The following is a 19274-nucleotide window of genomic DNA, read 5'->3' on the forward strand; positions in this document are numbered from 1 at the left end:
GGCCGAGCATAGGGCTCGGCTCTACACTGTGGTCACCCCGCGCGGGCCTCTCGGCGGCGGTGTACCCAGTAGTACAACGTGGGCAGCACCAGCAGGGTCAGCAGCATCGCCGACAGCAGACCGCCGATCACCACCACCGCCAGCGGCTTCTGGGTCTCGGCACCGATCGCGTGCGAGGTGGCCATCGGCAGCAGGCCGAACATCGCCAGCAGCGCCGTCATCAGCACCGTGCGCAGGCGCTGCAGCGAGCCCTGCACCACCGACTGCAGCAGATCCATGCCCTGCTCACGCAGCTGGGCAAAACGGCTGAGCATCACCACCCCGTTCAATACCGCCTGCCCGAACAACGCGATGAAGCCGATCGCTGCCGACACCGACAGCGGAATGCCGGTCAGCCACAGGGCAAGGATGCCGCCGATCATCGCCAGCGGCACGTTGGCCAGGATCAGGGCCGCACTGCTGATGTCCTTGAAGGCATCAAACAGCAGCACGAAAATGATCAGCACCGACAACGGAATCACCCAGCCCAGCCGCTTCATCGCGCGCTGCTGGTTCTCGAATTCACCGGACCACTCCAGCCGATAGCCCTCCGGCAGCTGCACGCTGGCATCCACGCGCTTGCGCATGTCGGCCACCACGCTGCCCATGTCACGTCCGGCGATGAAGATGCTGACCGCCTTTACCCGTTGCGCGTTCTCACGCGAGATATTGATCGCGCCACTGGCCATGTGGAAATCGGCCACGTCGGACAGCGTCACCGCATGGCCATCACCGATGCCCACCGGCACCGTGCGCAGGCGTTGCAGATCACGGTCGGCATCGTCCAGGCGCAGTGTGATCGGGAACTTGCGGTCGCCGTCCCAGAGCTCGCCGACCTGGCGGCCGCCCAGCGCGGTCTCGATCACCTCGTCGATATCGCGCACGTTCAGGCCGTAGCGCGCGGCACGGTCGCGGTCGATCTCGATCTGCAGCTGCGGCAGGGAGCCGTCACGGTCGATGAAGGCGCTCTCCACGCCCTCCACGCCGCGCACCTGGGCCAGGATGGCCTGCGCCTGACGGTTCAGCACCTCCAGGTCCGAGCCGCTGACCTTGATCACCACCTGGCCCTTGATCTGCGAAATGCTCTCCAGGATGTTGTCGCGCACCGGCTGCGAGATCGAGAACTCCGGTCCCGGAATGCGTTGCTCCAGGGTACGTTGCAGATCACTCACGAGCTGCCGCTTGTCCACGCCCTTCGGCCACTCCTTCTCCGGCGTCAGCGCCACCAGCGCCTCGATCTGGTTGGCGCCCTTGGCATCCGAACCATCCTCGGGACGACCCAGCTTGGCCACCACCGTGGACACCTGCGGGAACGTGCCGACCAGCTCGCGGATGCGCCCCGACTGCTGCTGGGCTTCGGCCAGGCTGGTGCTGGGGTCGAGCGTGGCGGTCAGCCAGATCGAACCCTCGTCCAGCTCCGGCAGGAACTCCGAGCCCAGCCGCGTGCCCAGCGCCAGCGTAGCGACCAGCAGCGCCAACGCGGTCAGCACCACCGCACGTGGTCGCGCCAGAGCGCGCTCCAGCACCGGCTTGTACCAGCCGGTCAGGCGGTCCATCAACGGGTTCTCGCCGCGCATGCGGTCGCGCCGCAGCCACCAGTAGCAGAACAGTGGCACCACAGTCAGCGCCAGGATCAGCGCACCGATCAGCGCTGAGGTCACCGAATAGGCCATCGGCGCGAACATGCGGCCTTCCTGGCGCTGCAGGGTGAAGATCGGGATGTGCGCGGCGATGATGATCAGCATCGAGAAGAACGTCGGCCGCCCCACTTCGGATGCTGCCGACAGGATGGTCGAGAAGCGCGTCTTCCTGTCGGCGTTGGGCGGCAGTTTCGATAGTCGCGAAACGATATGCTCGGTCACGATCACCGCACCATCAATGATGATGCCGAAGTCCATCGCCCCCAGCGACAGCAGGTTGGCCGGCACGCCCCAGAGGTGCAGGCCGAGGAAGGTCGACAGCAGCGCAAGCGGCATCATCGCCGCCACGATCAGCGCCGCGCGGGCGTTGTAGAGGAACAGCCACAGCACCAGGAACACCAGCACCGCACCTTCCAGCAGGTTGCGGAACACGGTCTTCAACGTGGTCGAGACCAGCCACGAGCGATCGTAGAACGGCTCGATGCTGACCCCGGCCGGTAACTGGCTCGCCTCGATCTCGGCCACCCGCTTGTGCAACGCGTCGAGCACATCGGAGGGATTCTCGCCCTTGCGCATCAGCACCATGCCGAACACCGCATCGTCGTTGTCGTCCTGCCCGACCAGGCCCTGGCGCGGCAGGCCGGTATCGGCGATGCTGGCCAGGTCGCGTACCAGGATCGGTGTACCACCGCGCTGTTCCACCACCACGTTGCCGATGTCGGTCGGCGAACGCATCAGGCCGACGCCGCGGATCAGGAACTGCTGCTGGCCACGCTCCACATAGCCCCCACCCGCGTTCGAGCTGCCCTTTTCCAGGGCTTCGGCGAACTGACCGAGACTGATGCCACGGTCGCGCAGCTTGTCCAGGTCCGGCTTGACCTGGAACGTCCGCGCGAAGCCACCAAAACTGATCACATCGGCCACGCCGGGCACCGTGCGCAGGCCACGCTCCATCACCCATTCCTGCGTGGTGCGCAGTTGGGTCGGGGTCAGGTGCGGACCCTTCAGCACGTAGCGGTAGATCTCGCCCACCGCCGAGCTCATCGCCTCCAGTTCCGGGGTCACCCCTTCCGGCAGTTCCACGCCCTGCAGGCGCTCCAGTACCTGCTGCCGCGCGAAATAGTCATCGGCCTTGTCGTCGAAGGTCAGGATGATCATCGACAGACCGAACTGCGTATGCGAGAACACCCGCACCGAATGCGGAATGCCGGACAGCGCCACCTCCAACGGCATCGTCACCTCGCGTTCCACCTCTTCGGCCGCGCGCCCCGGGTGCAGCGACACCACCGTCACCTGGGTATCGGACACATCGGGGAAGGCTTCCACCGGCAGCACACGGAACGCCGCGATGCCGGCGCCGATGAACAGCAGCAACGCCAGCATCACCATCAATGGCTGTCGCAGGCAATAGGCAATCAGGCGATCGATCATGGCGCGGCGTGCCCGGTTCCGGTGGCGGCCGCGGCCGGAGCGCTGTCCACCAGCTGCTGCAGCAGCAGCCCGCCCTCCACCACCACCCTGCTGCCCGCGGCCAGGCCCTCACGCACCCACAGGCGGCCATCGCCCAGTTCCTCCGCCTGCACGGCGTGGCGCATGAAGCGGCCCTTGCCCTCTTCCACGAACACCACCTGCCTGCCATCGATCAGCAGCACCGCCGCATCCGGCAGCGTGACGCCGCCCTCGGCCGGCAACGCTACCTGCGCGCGCACGTACTGTCCCGCCTTGAATCCGCGCGCACGGTTGTCCAGCTCGGCACGCGCCTGCACCACGCGGCGCTCGCTGTCGACGAAGTCATCCACGTGCTGCAGGGTGGCCTGCAGGGGTTGGCCGTCGGCACCCGGCACGTTTACCTGCATGCCGGCCTTCAGGCGTCCGGCCAGGCTCTCGGGAGTGTCCAGCAGCAACCACAACCGGTCTGGATCACCAATCACCGCCAACGGCTGTTCGCTGTCGGGGCTGACTGCCATGCCCGGGCTCATCCGCCGCTCCACCAGCACGCCATCGATCGGCGCGCGCAACGGCAGGCGCTGGTCCACGCGCTGGCCATTGCCATAGGCCTTGGCGAAAGCGGTCGCACGCGCATGATCAGCCTGGCTGCCCGCGAAGTTGGCCTCGGCCTCGTCCAGTTCCCGGCCGGATGCCACGCCGGCGGCATGCAGTTCGCGGGTTCGCTCCAGCTCCCTTCGCGCCTGCTGCAGTTCGGCGCGGCCGCGCACCCCCTCGGCCTGGGCCTGGCCAAACTCAGGCGAGGTGATCCAGGCAATCACCTGGCCAGCCTTCACTTTCTGCCCGGGCTGCGCCTCGATACGTGCGACCTGGCCCGGCAGCGGTGTGCGCAGCATGCTGGAGCGCGTCTCATCCCAGACCACCCGGCCCGGCAGCTGCAGGCTGGCGCTGGCACCCGCGCTCACCGCCTCGCTGCGCAGCACATCCAGCTGGCGGCTGTCGGCCGGGAACTGGATCTGCCCTGCACTGACCTTCGGCGCATCCTCGGTGTACGAGGCCGGTTCGCGGCCGCAGCCGCTCAGCAGGGCCAGCGCCAGCATTGCCGGCAGCACGGCGTGTCGCGCCAGCAGGCGGCGGACGACGGTGGATTTCATCGGGATTCTCCTTCAGCAAGGGATGTGGCCGCTTCCCAGCGCGCCAGGGCAACAGCATGGTCGGCGCGTGCTTCGATCAGCGCGGCCTCGAAGTCGCGCCAGCTGCGGCGCGCGTCCAGCAGGTCGGTCAGGCTGGCGGCACCGCGGCGGTAAGCCAGTTCAATACCCTGCAACGCCTTGCGCGCGGCGTCGGCATGCAGCCCTTCGTAGTCGTCGCGGCGCCGCGCCGCGGATTGCACGCTGGCCTGCAGCTGGTCCAGCTCGGCGCGCGCTTCGCGCTGCAGCACTTGCAGCTCGAGTGCCGCGCTGTCGCGGTCAGCCTCCGCACGCTGGATCGCGCCGCGCGCTCGCGACGGGCCACCGAGTGGAAGGGTCAACGAAACGCCCCAGGTGACACCGCTGATGTCGGTCGGCTCCCGTTCGGCCTCCACGCCCAGCTGGATGTCGCGGTGGCGCTCGCTGCGCGCCAGATCCACACCGGCGTCGGCGGCGGCAAGGCGTGACCGTGCAGCACGCAGGTCGGCGCGCTGCTGCGGATCGAACGCCACAGCAGCCAACGCGACGCCGGTCTGGGGCCACGGATCATCGGCACTGAGGTCACGGCTGTCATCGCGGCCCAGCAGCAGGCCCAGCATGTGCCGCGCGTCGCGCAGTTCCAGCGCTGCCTCGCGCGCGGCGTCGGCGACGGCCAGATCGTCCACCGCCAGCCGCGCACGATCCACCGGCGCCATCGCCCCGGTGGCCACCTGCTTGTCGGCCGCCGCCATCTGTTCCGCCGAACTCTGCCGGTTGGCCTCGGCAATCCGCACACGCTCCTGCGCACCCTTCAGCCCGAAATAGGCCTCGTGCAGTGCCACCTGTTTGCGGCGCCGGGCGTCAAGCATTTCCAGTCCCGCCACTTCCAGCAGTGCGTCAGCCTGGCGGATGCGCAGTGCGCGCTTGCCGCCACGCTCCCAGGTCCAGCCCAGCCCCAGCGTGCTGTCCACCCGTTTGTCCTGCCAGCGTCCGGGGCCGACGCCATGCCTGGGACTGACCTTGCTGGTGCCGATCGACAGCTCGGTGGCCGGGCGCAACGCCGCTGTCTGCGCGTCACCCTGCACGCCGCGCAGCTCCAGCGCTGCCGCGCGCAGGTCCGGGTTGTGCGCTTCCATTGCGCGCTGCGCTTCCTGCAGGGACAGCGCCGAAGCCGCGGGCGCGCACAGAAGGGCGGCCAACACGGCCGCAGGACGAAGGGAGAAATTCATGCGCGTCACGGTAAGGTGACGCACTTGCGCCAAACTTGCCCCAACCTTGCACGAAGCTTGCAATGCGAATCCTGCTGATCGAAGACGATGCTGCCCTGGCCGATGGACTGAGCCGCGCCCTGCAGGGCGCCGGTCATCTCTGCGACCACCTCTCGCGCGGGCTGCATGCACCTGCGGCATTGGCTAGTGCGCCGTATGATGTGATGGTGCTGGACCTCTCGCTGCCCGACGTGGACGGGCTCGATCTGCTGTCGCGGCTGCGCAACGATGGCGTCACCCTGCCGGTGTTGATCCTTACCGCACGCGACGGCGTGGAAGACCGCATTCTTGGGCTTGACCGCGGTGGCGACGATTACCTCGCAAAGCCCTTCGCGCTCGGCGAACTGGAAGCGCGCCTGCGGGCGCTGTCACGCCGGCGCAGCGACGCACCGGCACAGAAGCGGCTGGGCCGCTTGTGCTTCGACAGCATCCGCAACGAAGTGCAGGTGGAGGGGCAGCGCGTCGAGCTGACTGCGCGTGAGCTGGCGCTGGTGGAGTCGCTGATGCAGCACCCCGGTCGCACCGTCACCAAGCAGCGCCTGTTCGACGCGTTGTACAGCTGGGACCACGATGCCAACCTGTCGGTGATCGAGGTGCATGTAAGCCGCCTGCGCCGCAAGCTGGAGCAGGCTCGCGCTGGCGTGGGCATCCGCATGCTGCGCGGCCTCGGCTATCGCCTGGAGGCCGGCAGTGACTGAGCGCGTGCACAGCCTGCGTGGCCTGCTGCTGCGCCGCCTGTGGTTGCCGCTGCTGGTGTTGATGCTGTGCAGCGCGGTCGGCTCGTTCGCGCTGGCCCGCTTCTACGCCGGCCAGGTCTACGACCGCTGGCTGCTGGACTCGGCGATGTCCTTGTCCGAGCTGGTTAAAGTCCAGGACGGCCACGCGTCCATCGAGATCACCCCAGCGGTCTCGCGCATGTTCACCTGGGATACCGCCGACGAAGTGCATGGCGAGGTGGTCGATGCCACGGGCGGGCGGCTGTATGGCGATCTGCCCGAGGCCTTGCCGCGTCCAGCGGTCGCCGCCGATGGCAACGACGCGGTCTACTATGATGCACGCCTGCGCGGCCAGGCGGTACGCATGGTGGAAGTGGTGGTCAGCGCCGGGCCCGGCCATGAGATCCGCCTGCGCGTGGCCGAGACATTGCGCAAGCGCCATCGGCTCGAACGCAAACTGTTGATGACCAGCATTCCCTTCCAGGCCGCGATTCTGGCACTCGCTGCATGGCTGGCCTGGTCCGGCACCGGCGCGGCAGCGCGCCACGCCAATCAGGTCGCCCGGCGACTGGCCAGCCCGCGACCGGACCCGCTTGCACCTCTGGACCCGCAGCAGGAGGCACCGCGCGAGCTGTGGCCCGCGGTGGAGGCCTACAACGCCCTGCTGCAGCGGCTGGATGCAATGCAGGCGGCGCAGCGGCGCTTCGTCAGCAATGCCGCGCACCAGCTGCGCACGCCGTTGGCAGCCATGCAGGTGGAGCTGGAAAGTTCGCTGCGCCAGCACGATCCGCAGGCGCAGCAGCTGGCCCTGTCCGGCACCCTGGCTGGGTTGGCACGGCTGCAACACCTCGTCAACCAGTTGCTGATGCTGAGCCGTTCCGAGGATTCGCAGGGCAGCGTGCTGTCGCTGCAACCAGTGGACCTCGCCACGCTTGCCCGGGGCGTGGTCGAACGCTATGCCGACCGCGCGCTGGCCGCAGGCGTGGACCTCGGTTACGACGGCCCGGACGAGGGTGTACTGGTGCGGGGTGATCCGCAGCTGTTGCGCGAGGCGCTTGGCAACCTGCTGGACAACGCGTTGCGCTATGGCGCCGTGCGCGGCGTGATTACGCTGGGGCTGCAGCAGGATGCCGGCGGCGTGCAGGTGTGGGTGGACGATGAGGGCCCCGGCATCGCCGAAGCCGAACGCGCGCGCGTCACGGAACGCTTCTACCGCGCCAGCAGCGAAGGCGACGGCTGTGGGTTGGGACTGGCGATCGTGGCCGAGATCGCGCAACGGCATGGCGCGGCGTTGGCGATCGGTACCGCCCCCATCGGCGGCGCGCGGGTGGGATTGCGGTTCCGCGCCCTGTAGAGCCGAGCCCATGCTCGGCTGCTTCTGGCGCAGTGCCTGAGCCGAGCGTGGGCTCGGCTCTACAGATCCCGCCGCCGGACGTGGCCCGGCGCTACCGTTACGGCGTTGACATCGAATACGGTGCCTGTGCGCCCTGCCCCGGCCAATCCTTGTTGGGCTCGGCCTGCATGCTGAAACGCAGTTCGCCACCGGCCATGATCTCGTCGTGGCGCAGGAAGGTGCGCTGCAGCGGCTTGCCGTTGAGGCTCACACTGCCGACATAGGTGTGCGCTTCGTCCAGCCCATCGGCCACGATGGTGAAGGTCTTGCCGTTGGGCAGGCGCATGGTGGCCTTCGGCAGGAACGGGCGGCCCAGGATGTATTCGCCCGAACCCGGCGCCACCGGGTAGAAGCCCAGCGCGGTGAACACGTACCACGCCGACATCTGGCCCACGTCATCATTGCCGGCCAGGCCATCGGGGCGATCGGCGTACTGGGTGTCCATGATCTGCTTCAGGCGTGCCTGCGTGCGCCACGGCTGGCCAGCGTACGAGTACAGGTAGGCCACGTGGTGGCTGGGCTCGTTGCCGTGCGCGTACCAGCCGATCAGGCCGGTGATGTCTTCCATGTGCTCGAAGATGGACGGATCGACTTTGGCGTTGAACACCTCGTCGAGTCGCGCCAGCAGCTTGTCGCTGCCGCCGTGCGCTGCGGCCAGCCCGGCCACGTCCTGCGGCACGTACCAGGAATACTGCCAGGCATTGCCTTCGGTGTAGTCGGTGCCGTAACCGCTGGCACTCGGGTCGAACGGCGTGCGGAAGCTGCCATCGCGCTTGCGCGCGCGCATGAAGCCGGTGTCCTTGTCGAACGCATTGCGCCAGTTGCCGGCACGCTTGTCGAAGGTGGTGGCGACGTCGGTCTTGCCCATCGCCTGCGCCATGCGCGCGATGGTCCAGTCATCGAAGGCATATTCCAGCGTCTTGCTGGCGGCCTCGCCCTCCTCGTCGATCGGCACGTAGCCCAGCTCGCGATACTGCGCGATGCCGTCGTAGGGACCGTAGTTGGCCGTCTCGACCATGGCCTTCAGCGCCTTGTCGGCGTCGAAGCCACGGATGCCCTTGACGTAGGCATCGGCGATCACCGGCACCGCGTGGTAGCCGATCATGCACCAGTCTTCCAGGCCGTGGAACGACCACACCGGCAGCATGCCGTAGGGGCTGTGGTCGTGGTGGGCCAGCATCGAGTTGATGAAATCGCTGTTGCGCTTCTCAGGCTGTACCAGGGTCAGCAAGGGATGCAGGGCGCGGTAGGTATCCCACAGCGAGAAGGTCGAGTAGTTGGTGTAGCCCTCGGCCTTGTGCACGGCATTGTCGGCGCCGCGATACTGGCCGTCGGCATCCATGAACAGCGTCGGCCCCAGCAGAGTATGGTACAGCGCGGTGTAGGCGCTGCGGCGCGCATGTTCGGGTGCGTCGATGTCGAGCGCCGACAGCGCCTTGGTCCACTCCTGCTTCGCCTGCGCACGCACATGGTCGAAGTCGAAGTCGGCCACTTCTGCGTCGAGATTGGCGATGGCGCCGGCCTCGCTGGCCGGCGAGATCGCGACCTTCACGATCAGCGGCGCGTCCAGCTTGCCGAAATCGAAGGTGCCGACCAGCTGCCGGCCCTCGATCTGTGCCCGCTGCTTCGGGTCCTTCTCACCCGGTGGCGCGAAGCCCTTGTAGACGATGTCCTGCTCGGTGCTGTGCAGCGCGTGGCTGGCCAGCGGCCGCGAGAAGCGCATCGCGAAATACAGCTGGCGGCCGGCCGCCCAGCCGCGCGTTTCGCGGAAACCGGTGACCGTGCCGTCGTCGCGAACGCGCACCCGCGACCACAGGATCTTGCCCGGGTAGTCGTACATGCTGGTGCGCATGTCCAGCAGCATCTTCGCGTCGGCACCCTTGGGGAAGGTATAGCGATGCACGCCGACGCGGGCGCTGGTGGTCAACTCGGCGCGCACCTTGTAATCGTCGAGGGTGACAGCGTAGTAGCCCGGCTCGGCCTTCTCGTCGTCATGGCGGAAGCGCGAGGCATAGCCGCTGCGCGGCTTTTCCGGATCGCCGCGTTCCAGGCCGGGCTCGCCCGTGAACGGCATCACCAGGATGTCGCCCAGATCCGAGTGGCCGGTGCCGGAGAAATGCGTGTGCGAGAAGCCGACGATGCTGCTGTCGTCGTAGCGGTACCCGGCTGCCCAGCCATAGGCCTTCTCGCGCGGCTGGATGCGCGTGTCCGGGCTGAGCTGGACCATGCCGAACGGCACGGTTGCGCCCGGGTAGGTATGCCCTTCCCCGCCGGTGCCGATGAAGGGATCGACCGCGGCATAGGCCTTGTCGGCGGCGGTCTTGGCGGGAGCGGCAGCGGCGACGCCGGTGGCGAGCATCGCCCCGGCGGCGACAGCGATAAGGAGACGACGGTCCAGCGTAGGCATCGGCATTTGGATCGATTCAGGTGGTGTCGGGATCGTAGCGCCCGAACCGGCGTGGCCGCATGTTGCGGTGCAGCTGAATGAACGCCGTCGCGCGGCGGCGCGTCGGCTGCGGAATGCAATTAATTGAATGGAATACAGCCCGGGAGCGGACGAAACTGTCGCCCTGCCGTAAGCGACAGCAATGCTTTGTGGCGCCACTGATTGACGCAATGGAGTCGATTCCCCGTCGCTAAACGCCTTTACGTTTCACGCTCATTTCACGGCGGATCCGCATGTTGCTAACGCTGACGAAGTGAATGCGCAGTTCCTGGAGTTTCCCCTCAAAGGAGTCTGTCATGCAGACCGCCGTTCGCAGTGCCCTCCGTCAACGCGCCACTGGCGCCCTGCTGTCAATCACTCCCTGGCCGTGCGCGTGCCTTACGGCCAGGCTCATGCAGCGTGCCCCGCGCACCGACCCCGTCGCCCGTACGGACGGCAGCGCCGCTATCGTCCCCCAGCCGGACTGATCCGCGGCCCACTGCACGTCTTGGTGGCGGACCGGCCGCCGACGTCTGCCCTCTTGTGCCTTTCGATGCCGCGACGCGTCGTCGTGCACGCACGCCTCCCATCTGGAATCCATCCCTACTGGAGTTCTCCAATGATGCCTACTACCGCCAACACCCTCTCCATCGCCATTTCGGCCAGCCTGCTGCTGGTAGCCGGTGCTGGCCACGGCGCCTCACTGGGCCCTGGCCAATCCGCAACGGTGCAGCCAGGCGATGCCGCCCAGACGTGGACCATGAATGGCGCCCGTCTTGAGGTGCGCCCCGGCGGGCAGACGCTGCAGATCGTTGCACAAAGTTCTTCGAACGTGATTCTGGATGGAGCGCAGGTTTCTTCCTCAGGACCCGACATTGCTGTTGACCTGCTCAACAGCAACGCTGAAATCAGTGATACGACGATTGCGAACAGCGTGGGTCGCGCGCTTTCGCTGGGCCACCTCGGCGTCGGCGGGTCACCACCAGCTTCCACGGCGACGATCCGGCGCAGCACGCTGACGGGGCTGGGTCTGGGGGCGAGCGTCACTTCGGATGGTCCCACTCAACGGGCAGTTCTTGTCCTGGACGCAACGCGTGCCGAGGGACTGGCCGACGTCGGCAACGTCGGGCCACTGGCCGGCAATGGTCTGCTGCTGATCGGAACTGCCGATATCGACATCCAGAACGGCAGCACGGTCATCGGCGCCCAGAATGGCATCTACGCCATTGATACCGACGTGGGCGGCGCCTCGGAAATGAACATCGACAGCTCCCGGGTAGAGGGCCGTACTGCGGCCGCCATCCACGTTGCTCCCTCGCGTGGTGCAGGTTATCCGCCCTCGAACGTGGTCTTCAATGTACGCAACAACAGCCAACTGGTCGGTGGAGATGGCAACCTGCTCTCCGTCGAAGCGTCTGACGCGACGATCGGCCTGAACGTCGACAATTCACGCCTGACCGGAAACATCATCAACACCGTCGGTAGCACGATCGAGGTTGCTTTGCGCAACGGTGCCAGCCTGACCGGCACCACGCGCGACATCACCTCGATGGCACTGGACAGCGCCCGCTGGCAGCTTTCTGACAACAGCAGCACCGGCAGCCTGTCTCTGGGCAGTGGCAGCGAACTGGTGCTGGGCGACGGCTCCGCCTTCCACACCCTCAACGTGTCCGGCAGCTTCACCGGCAACGACGGCACCCTCCTGTTCAACACCGTGCTGGCCGGCGACGATGCTGCCAGCGACAAGCTGATCATCGGCGGCGACACCAGCGGCACCGCCAACGTGCGCGTCAACAACGTCGGCGGCGCAGGTGCGCAGACGGTCAACGGCATCCAGCTGATCACCGTAGGCGGCGCCTCCAACGGCCAGTTCAACCTGGCAGGGCGCGCCGTGGGTGGCCAGTATGAGTACTTCCTGCACAAGGGCTCCGGCACCGATGGCAACTGGTACCTGCGTTCGGTGCTGCCCACCGCGCCGGACCCGTGCGAGGTCGATCCGAGCCTGCCCGAGTGCAACCCGGTACTGCCGGGCCCGGGCCCGGATCCCGACCCGGTGCTGCGCCCCGAGCCCGGCGCCTACCTGGCCAACCTGCAGGCCGCGCAGACGATGTTCCGCCTCGGCTACCACGATCGCCATGCTGGACAGAATGCGGGGCGCGCGTGGGCCCGCGTGGACGGTTCGCGCAACGGCTTCGATGCGGTCAGCCAGCAGCTGGACATCCGCGGCAACAGCCAGGCCCTGACCGTCGGCGCCGATCTGTGGCGCGCCGACACTGGCAGCAGCGTCGGCGTGATGCTGTCCACCGGCAACGCCAGCAGCACCTCCACCAACGAGCTGACCGGCTACTACGCCCGCGGCAAGGTGAAGGGCGAGGCGCTGGGCCTGTATGGCACGTGGCGCGGCGGCAATGGCGCCGATCCGTATGCGGGATTCTACGTGGATGGCTCTGTGCAGCGTGCGCAGTTCCGCAACCGTGTGGAAGGCATCGGTCTGGCCACCGAACGCTACGACAGCCGCGCCTGGCAGGGTGCGGTGGAGACCGGCTATGCCTTCCGCGTGGGCGGTGCCAGCAACGGCGGCATCTATCTGGAACCGCAGTTGCAGGTGGGCTACAGCCGCTGGGATGACTATCGCCACACCGAAACCAACGGCACCGTGGTCGGTGCCGAGAATGCCGATGGCCTGTTCGGGCGCGCCGGCGTGCGCCTGTCCGGCGTGACCCACTGGGGCAATGGTGTTGCCGAAGTGCAGCCCTACTTGGCCGCCAATTGGCTGCATACCCGCGCCGAGTCGCAGATCAGCATGGACGGCGAGGTGGTGGATGCACGCATCCCGCGCAGCCGCGGCGAGTTCAGTTTCGGTGCTTCGGTGAAGTTCGGCAGCGGTGTGGGCATCTGGGCCGGGATCGCGCGGCAGCAGGGCCAGGGCTACCACCAGACCAGCGCGCAGCTGGGGGTGAATTACCGCTGGTGAGGCGTATGGACATCGGGCCGTCGCACGGAGGCGGCGGCCGGTGGAAGGCCTGCATGTGGTGCCGGCCAATGGCCGGCACTCCCTGTTTCAATCCGGGAGCGCGGCCGCCAGGCTCTGGAGGTCGGCCATGGTCTGCGGCCTCACTACACGGGCGACTTCGGTACCGTCATGCAGCAGCACGGCCGTAGGCCACAGCTTGACCTTGAATGCGCGACCCAGCGGCCGGCCTTTGCCGTCCTCAATCTTCAGGTGCAGCAGTTCGTGTGCATCCACGAACTGCTGCAGTGCCGGCTGTGCGGCCTGACAGTGACCGCACCACGGGGCGCCGAATTCCAGCAGCAACCACCCCGGGATGCCCTCGACATCCGCCAGCGGCGGCTCAACGGCGGCGTGGTCGCGCTGGAACGGCATGGCCGTCAGGCGGCCAGAGCGCGCTGGATATCATCCAGCGGGGCGTTGGTCAGATCCTTGGCCAGATCGTGCAACAAACGTGCCTGCGCTTCCTTGTGCAGCAGCGGACGAATGCGGCCCAGCGTGGTCGGGTCGGCCACCAGCACGAAATGCGCATAGCGGCCATGCAGTGCGTCGTCGTTGATCTGCTCGGCCACCTGCTTTGCAAACGTGGCCTCGTTCAACTGCGACGGTGACATGTCCGGCGGTACCGAGCCCGATGGGCCCTGGCCCGACACGCTTTCGGCGCTCAGGTCCTGCAGCGTCAGCTCGCCCTGCTGCTTGAGGGTCAGCGTGTGGTCGCTGCCGACGTTGGTGAAGACACGCGCAGAGCCGCCGTCGGCCACGATGATCAAGGTACCTTCTGGAATGCGTTGGGTCATGGTCTGCTCCTGTGGTGTGCAGGTCAACCGTAGAAGCGCGTTTGTCATCAGCGTGACCACGCGCCGTGGATGCGGCGTCATCGTGTTCATCCTGCGGGCGAAACACGTGGAAAACCGCGCGGAACACCGGGTCCGGTCGCGCCCGCTTCGCTGCACGCTCACGGCGGTGCCGGTATGATGGCGTGATGATCGACACGAAGCACTACGTACCGGGTGTACCAGTTGCGTGGGAAGCACTGCCGACCGGCGCTTCGCTTTCCACGCCTGCACCCGCCCTGGAACTCCACTGCCGCGCACTGGATCCTGGCGGATGACACCCGCAGGGCCTTGGTCCGCCTGACCCCTCGGCGCACCTGCCCCGCACTCTCCTGACTGCAGCTGACTGCAGCGCCTGCCGCGCCACTGCCAGCGGTGCCGGAGCATGGCATCGCGCGTTTTCACTGCGCAGGCAGTGCCTGGCCGTGCCCGGCGTCCGCCGGCGCGCATTTCCGGCCGTGATGGCCCACCACTCCGATGCCCTGCGCCTGTTGCGCCAGCATCGCCGTTTCCGATTTCCGGGACACACCACACCGCCCCATTCCCCACACACCACGCTACCAAGGGAGCCCCCATGCAGGACACACCCGAGGCACACGCCCATTTCGGCTGGTTCAAGCGCCGCCGCCACCTGAAGGTCGACGAGATCACCGTTGTCGACAAGCCCATGCTCAAGCGCGCCGTCGGCGCTGCCGCACTGGGCAATGCCATGGAGTGGTTCGACTTCGGTGTCTACGGCTATCTGGCCGTCACCATCGGCCAGGTGTTCTTCCCGTCCAGCAACCCCACTGCACAGGTGATTGCAGCGTTCGCCACGTTCACCGTGGCATTCCTGGTGCGGCCGCTGGGTGGACTGGTCTTCGGCCCGCTGGGCGACCGCTACGGGCGGCAGAAGGTACTGGCGTTCACCATGATCCTGATGGCGCTCGGCACCTTCTCCATCGGCCTCATTCCTTCGTACGAGCGCATCGGCATCTGGGCCCCGGTGCTGTTGCTGCTGGCGCGCGTGGTGCAGGGCTTTTCCACCGGCGGTGAATATGGTGGCGCGGCGACCTTCATCGCCGAGTACTCCACCGACCGCAACCGCGGGTTGATGGGCAGCTGGCTCGAATTCGGCACGCTGGGCGGCTACATCGCCGGCGCCGGCACCGTGACCGCACTGCACATGTTGCTGAGCAGCGGGCAGATGCTGGACTGGGGCTGGCGCATTCCGTTCCTGGTGGCCGGTCCGCTGGGCCTGCTGGGCCTGTACATGCGCATGAAGCTGGAAGAGACGCCGGCATTCCGCGCCTTCGCCGAAGAAGCCGAGAAGCGCGAACATGATCGCCCCGGGTTGGCTGCGCTGTTCCAGGTGCATGGCCGCCAGCTGCTGGTGTGCATGGGCCTGGTGCTGGTGTTCAACGTCACCGACTACATGCTGCTGACCTACATGCCCAGCTACCTCAGCGTCACCATGGGCTATGCCGAGAGCAAGGGGCTGCTGCTGATCATCATCGTGATGCTGGTGATGATGCCGTTGAACATCGTCGGCGGGCTGTTCAGTGACCGGCTCGGCCGCCGCCCGATGATCATCGGCGCCTGCATCGCGCTGCTGGTGCTGGCCGTGCCGTGCCTGCTGCTGGTGGGCAGCGGTAATGACTGGCTGATCTTCCTGGGCCTGATGTTGCTGGGCCTGGCGCTGGTGTGCTTCACCAGTTCGATGCCGTCCACGCTGCCGGCGTTGTTCTATACGCCGGTGCGCTACAGCGCGCTGTCGATTGCGTTCAATGTGTCAGTGTCGTTGTTCGGTGGCACGACGCCACTGGTCACCGCATGGCTGGTGGAGCGTACCAGCGATCCACTGGTGCCGGCGTACTACCTGATGGGCGCGGCGGTGGTCGGGCTGGTGACCATGCTGTTCGTGAAGGAGACCGCCGGCCTGCCGCTGCGCGGCTCACCGCCGGCGGTGGGCAGCGAGAAGGAAGCAGCGGCGTTGCTGAAGAGCGATGTGCCGGTGACAGTGGACCCCGCATTGCCGCCGCTGCCGGAAGATGGCGAACCGCAGGCGGAACGTTCCGTGTAGAGCCGAGCCCGCGCTCGGCTGCATTCCCGGCATTGAGCCGAGCATGGACTCGTCGCTGCAAGCAAGCGGCGATACCGCATCCACGCATGGCGTTGGACTACCGGGCGGTGTCCAACGCCATCGCGCGCATGACGATGGGCTTGGCCCAGTCCGGCGTGTGCAGCAGTTCGGCCACCGACACCGGATACTGCAGCTGGCCATGCGCCATCGCCAGTACCGGCAGTGGCTCGGCGCACCCGGCGGCGTCAGCCGGCGCGCTGTTGTCGTAGACGTGAAGCTCGGCCAGGTGCGGCAACAGTTCCAGCAGGTTCTCGCGCGCCGAATCGAAGCGGGCGTGGATCTTGTCCACCGGAATATCATGGCCACCGGCGGCCACCCGCGCTGCAACACGGGCGATATGCAGGTCCACCGTAGCCAGGCCGCAGAACCAGATCGCCACGTGATGGTGTTCACAGGCCTCACGCAGCAGGCGCGGAATGGTGTTTCCGCCCAGCGTGGTCTCGAACGCGAAGTCGGTGCCATCGGCCATGGCCTGGCGCAGGCGGCGGGTGCCTTCCTGCCACGCCTCGGCATTGGCCTCGGGCAGCGGCCAGCCGGTCTCCACCAGGCGACGGGTAAAGGAATCAGGATTGAACCAGCTCAGCCCTTCGGCTTCCAGCCAGGTACCGAGCAACGAACTCTTGCCGGCGCCGTTGACGCCGGCAAGCACCAGGATCCTTCCCATCGGTCAGAGCGGACGGCCGAGGGTGACCTTGCGACCGCGGCGGATCGGCCCGCCCAACACCTTGCCCAGCCCCTCCCCGCGCTGCAGGCCGGCCAGGGTCTGGTCGAATTCACCGCGCAGGCGCAGCAGCTCTTCGCTGCGCTCACCGGCATCACTGCCGGCGGCTTTGGCCAGCAGCTCCTGGTAGGTGCGGATGTCCACGATCACCGCTTCGGGGTGATTGTGGTTGGTGATGACCAACGCCTGCTTCTCGCGCACGGTTCGCATCAGGCTCGGCCAGCCGCGGGTCTTCACCGACGAGGCCGGGGCCTTTTCGAGGCCAGGTAGATCCAGCGGCAGGGTCATGGCACGGCTCCAGGCAGGGTGGATGACGGCCACTATACCCAATTTGGCCAAATTGGGGATAAATCCCTTTTCACCCCGGCGCCCCAGCGTCCGGGGCGTCGGTCTGCAGCAGGCTGTCGCGCTCGCGCAGCGGAAAGCGGATCCAGGCATCCAGCCCTTGCGGGGCAAAGCGCAGCTCGCCGCTGCCGGCCAGTTCATACGGAATGCGCTGCTCGATCAACGCCCGGCCCAGGCCACGCTGCCGCGGCATCTCCCAGCCCTCCACCTCGGCATGGCGCTCGCACCAGTGCAGGCCCAGCCACGGCTGCCCGTCCTGCGCCTGCAGCCGCCAGCAGACCTCGATCCGGCCGTCCTCGCGGGTCAATGCGCCATGCCGGAGTGCGTTGGCGACCAGCTCATGGATGGCCAGCGACAGCACTTCAGCCGCCTTCGGTGGCAACAGCACGTCCTCACCCCGCAGCTGATAGACGGCGCCCGCCGGTGCCTGTGCAGCGATTTCCTGGTCGAGCATGCCGCGCAGGCAGACCCCTGCATTGGCGCCGCGGGTCAGCAGGCTCTGCGTGCGTGCCAGTGACATCAGCCGTCCGCACAGGCGCTCGGCATACTCGTCCACGCTGCCGACGGTCGCACGCGTGCGCCAGGCAATGGCGTGGATGGTGGACATGATGTTGCGAACGCGATGCTGCAGTTCGGCCAGCAGTACCGCCTGGCGCTCGGTCGCACGCTTGAGATCGTCGATATCCACCGCAATGGCGAACACCCCGGTCACCTCGCCCTCGGCATCGCGCAGCGGCGCAGCGGCGACGCGGGTCCAACGGGCGCGCCCATCGTCATGGATGAACTGGAATTCGAGGCCGGGGACCACCGTCTCCCCCCGCAGGGCGCGGGCAATGGCGAAGTCGTGGGATTCGATGCGCGAACCGTCCGGATGCGTACCCTGCCAGCGGTAGTGGTTCGGCAGATCGGTGGAGGGCACCTTGCCGGTGGGAAGATAGGTCCGCATCCGGTCGTTGGACAGCTGCAGTCGGCCGTCGGCGTCGACAATGCAGACACCCACCGGCAGTACCTTGAAGGCCAGCGCCAAGCGGTGGTCACTCTCGCGGCGCTTCTGCTCCTCGCGCTCGCGGGCTGCCTGCGCGACATGCGCGGCCGTTGTCTCGAACATGGTTACCAGCACGCCGTTGATGCAACCCTCTTCTCCACGGATCGGGCTGTAGGTGATGGTGAACCAGACATCCTCCAACCGCCCCCGCCGCGCCAGCGGATAGAGCTTGTCCTCATAGGTGATGGTCTCGCCCTGCCACACACGCTGGTAGATCGGGCCGTTGATGTGCCAGACCTCGGGCCAGCATTCGCGCGTGGGCTGGCCAAGACCTCCAGGATGCTTGTCGGCAAGGATCTCGGCATAGCCGTCGTTGTAGAGCTGCACCAGCTGCTCGCCCCACAGCACGATCATCGGGAAGCCGTGGGCCAGCATCAGGTCGACGGTGGCGCGCAGGTGCGGCGGCCATCGGTCGATCGCACCCAGTGGCGTGGCTGACCAGTCGTGGCGGGCAATGCGGGCGGCCATGCCATCGTGGCGCGCATGCAGGCGCGGCGCAGGTGGCCCCCCGCCACGCAGCTTGGCGGCGTGGATGCCTTCGGGACGGCGCGACATGCCGCGCAATCAGGCGATGCCCGCAGAGACCTGCGGCGCCGCCACCAGCCCGGCCAGCTGCTGCACCAGGGTTTCGATGTGATAGGGCTTGGTACAGCGCGGCGCGCTGGCGAAGCGGCTGGGCAGGTTGTCGTCGTAACCGGAGGTCAGCAGGAAGGGCGTACCGGCCTCGGCCAGCCGATCGGCCAGCGGATACACCTGCTCACCGCCCAGGTTGATGTCCAGCAATGCCACATCGATGGGATGGGTATCGACCAGCTGCCCCAGCGCCTGCAGGTCGCCGGCAGGCCCCACCACCTGTGCGCCTTTAAGCTCCAGATAGTCGACCAGGAACATCGCGATGGCGAATTCATCCTCCGCCACCAGTACACGCAGCCCTTTCAGGCCCTCTGGCTTGTTGCCCGCTTCCAGCACGACCGGCGCTCCTCGATACACGCGGCCCACCTCTGCCGCAACGCCCGCAGGATGCGCGAACAGGGCTACAAGAGCGCGTGATGATGGATGAAGATCGCGACCACGGCACGTTCACCGCCGCGTTGCAACGGCG

Annotated in this window: 14 protein-coding genes; 4 read left to right on the top strand and 10 right to left on the bottom strand. The window is 67.2% G+C overall.

The genetic code is table 11. The features are described 5' to 3' along the window. Positions 1-32: 32 nt before the first annotated feature. The 3 genes from AC5P8Z_RS13795 to AC5P8Z_RS13805 are packed head-to-tail and all read right to left on the bottom strand — an operon-like array spanning position 33 to position 5523. Positions 33-3110, bottom strand: coding sequence for an efflux RND transporter permease subunit (locus AC5P8Z_RS13795; RefSeq protein ID WP_495229300.1), 3078 nt, complete (start codon positions 3108-3110; stop codon positions 33-35). Then, complete coding sequence (locus AC5P8Z_RS13800) at positions 3107-4279, bottom strand: efflux RND transporter periplasmic adaptor subunit (protein ID WP_495229301.1); 1173 nt, start codon at positions 4277-4279, stop codon at positions 3107-3109. The genes AC5P8Z_RS13795 and AC5P8Z_RS13800 overlap by 4 nt, the downstream gene beginning before the upstream one ends. Further along, the gene (locus tag AC5P8Z_RS13805) at positions 4276-5523 is read right to left on the bottom strand and encodes a TolC family protein (protein ID WP_286068509.1); all 1248 of its coding nucleotides are present in this window, start codon (positions 5521-5523) and stop codon (positions 4276-4278) included. The genes AC5P8Z_RS13800 and AC5P8Z_RS13805 overlap by 4 nt, the downstream gene beginning before the upstream one ends. Before the next feature lie 62 nt (positions 5524-5585). On the opposite strand from AC5P8Z_RS13805, the gene AC5P8Z_RS13810 reads away from it, so the two are divergent. Then, positions 5586-6260, top strand: a complete 675-nt coding sequence (locus AC5P8Z_RS13810; RefSeq protein WP_286068511.1) for a response regulator — start codon at positions 5586-5588, stop codon at positions 6258-6260. Next, a complete protein-coding gene (locus tag AC5P8Z_RS13815; protein ID WP_495229302.1) occupies positions 6253-7632 on the top strand; it encodes a sensor histidine kinase in 1380 nt (459 codons plus the stop codon). The genes AC5P8Z_RS13810 and AC5P8Z_RS13815 overlap by 8 nt, the downstream gene beginning before the upstream one ends. Before the next feature lie 97 nt (positions 7633-7729). Here AC5P8Z_RS13815 and AC5P8Z_RS13820 read toward each other — a convergent pair whose 3' ends face one another. Beyond that, complete coding sequence (locus tag AC5P8Z_RS13820) at positions 7730-10084, bottom strand: GH92 family glycosyl hydrolase (protein WP_495229303.1); 2355 nt, start codon at positions 10082-10084, stop codon at positions 7730-7732. 631 nt (positions 10085-10715) lie between these two features. On the opposite strand from AC5P8Z_RS13820, the gene AC5P8Z_RS13825 reads away from it, so the two are divergent. After that, positions 10716-13070 (top strand): autotransporter family protein, encoded by a 2355-nt coding sequence (locus AC5P8Z_RS13825; protein WP_286068515.1) that lies wholly within the window; start codon positions 10716-10718, stop codon positions 13068-13070. Positions 13071-13157: 87 nt separating this feature from the next. Here the strand turns inward: AC5P8Z_RS13825 and AC5P8Z_RS13830 are convergent, their stop codons facing one another. Both AC5P8Z_RS13830 and AC5P8Z_RS13835 read right to left on the bottom strand, forming a co-directional pair. Further along, entirely contained in the window at positions 13158-13481 is a 324-nt protein-coding gene (locus tag AC5P8Z_RS13830) for a thioredoxin family protein (RefSeq protein ID WP_286068517.1), read from the bottom strand. A gap of 5 nt (positions 13482-13486) precedes the next feature. Beyond that, on the bottom strand, positions 13487-13903 hold the full coding sequence (locus AC5P8Z_RS13835) for a host attachment family protein (RefSeq protein ID WP_286068519.1): 417 nt from the start codon (positions 13901-13903) through the stop codon (positions 13487-13489). A gap of 610 nt (positions 13904-14513) precedes the next feature. On the opposite strand from AC5P8Z_RS13835, the gene proP reads away from it, so the two are divergent. Beyond that, positions 14514-16001, top strand: a complete 1488-nt coding sequence (gene proP / locus AC5P8Z_RS13840; RefSeq protein WP_286068521.1) for a glycine betaine/L-proline transporter ProP — start codon at positions 14514-14516, stop codon at positions 15999-16001. A 97-nt stretch (positions 16002-16098) separates the two neighbouring features. On the opposite strand, the gene AC5P8Z_RS13845 is transcribed toward proP, so the two are convergent. From AC5P8Z_RS13845 to AC5P8Z_RS13860, 4 genes are all read right to left on the bottom strand, one after another. Further along, on the bottom strand, positions 16099-16725 hold the full coding sequence (locus tag AC5P8Z_RS13845; RefSeq protein ID WP_286068522.1) for an ATPase: 627 nt from the start codon (positions 16723-16725) through the stop codon (positions 16099-16101). A 3-nt stretch (positions 16726-16728) separates the two neighbouring features. Next, the gene (locus AC5P8Z_RS13850; protein WP_286068523.1) at positions 16729-17070 is read right to left on the bottom strand and encodes a type II toxin-antitoxin system prevent-host-death family antitoxin; all 342 of its coding nucleotides are present in this window, start codon (positions 17068-17070) and stop codon (positions 16729-16731) included. A 70-nt stretch (positions 17071-17140) separates the two neighbouring features. After that, positions 17141-18727 (bottom strand): sensor histidine kinase, encoded by a 1587-nt coding sequence (locus tag AC5P8Z_RS13855; RefSeq protein ID WP_495229304.1) that lies wholly within the window; start codon positions 18725-18727, stop codon positions 17141-17143. 9 nt (positions 18728-18736) lie between these two features. Continuing rightward, complete coding sequence (locus AC5P8Z_RS13860; RefSeq protein ID WP_019337750.1) at positions 18737-19141, bottom strand: response regulator; 405 nt, start codon at positions 19139-19141, stop codon at positions 18737-18739. Positions 19142-19274 lie beyond the last annotated feature (133 nt).

It is taken from the genome of Stenotrophomonas sp. YJH_SMC_17 (assembly GCF_059371655.1).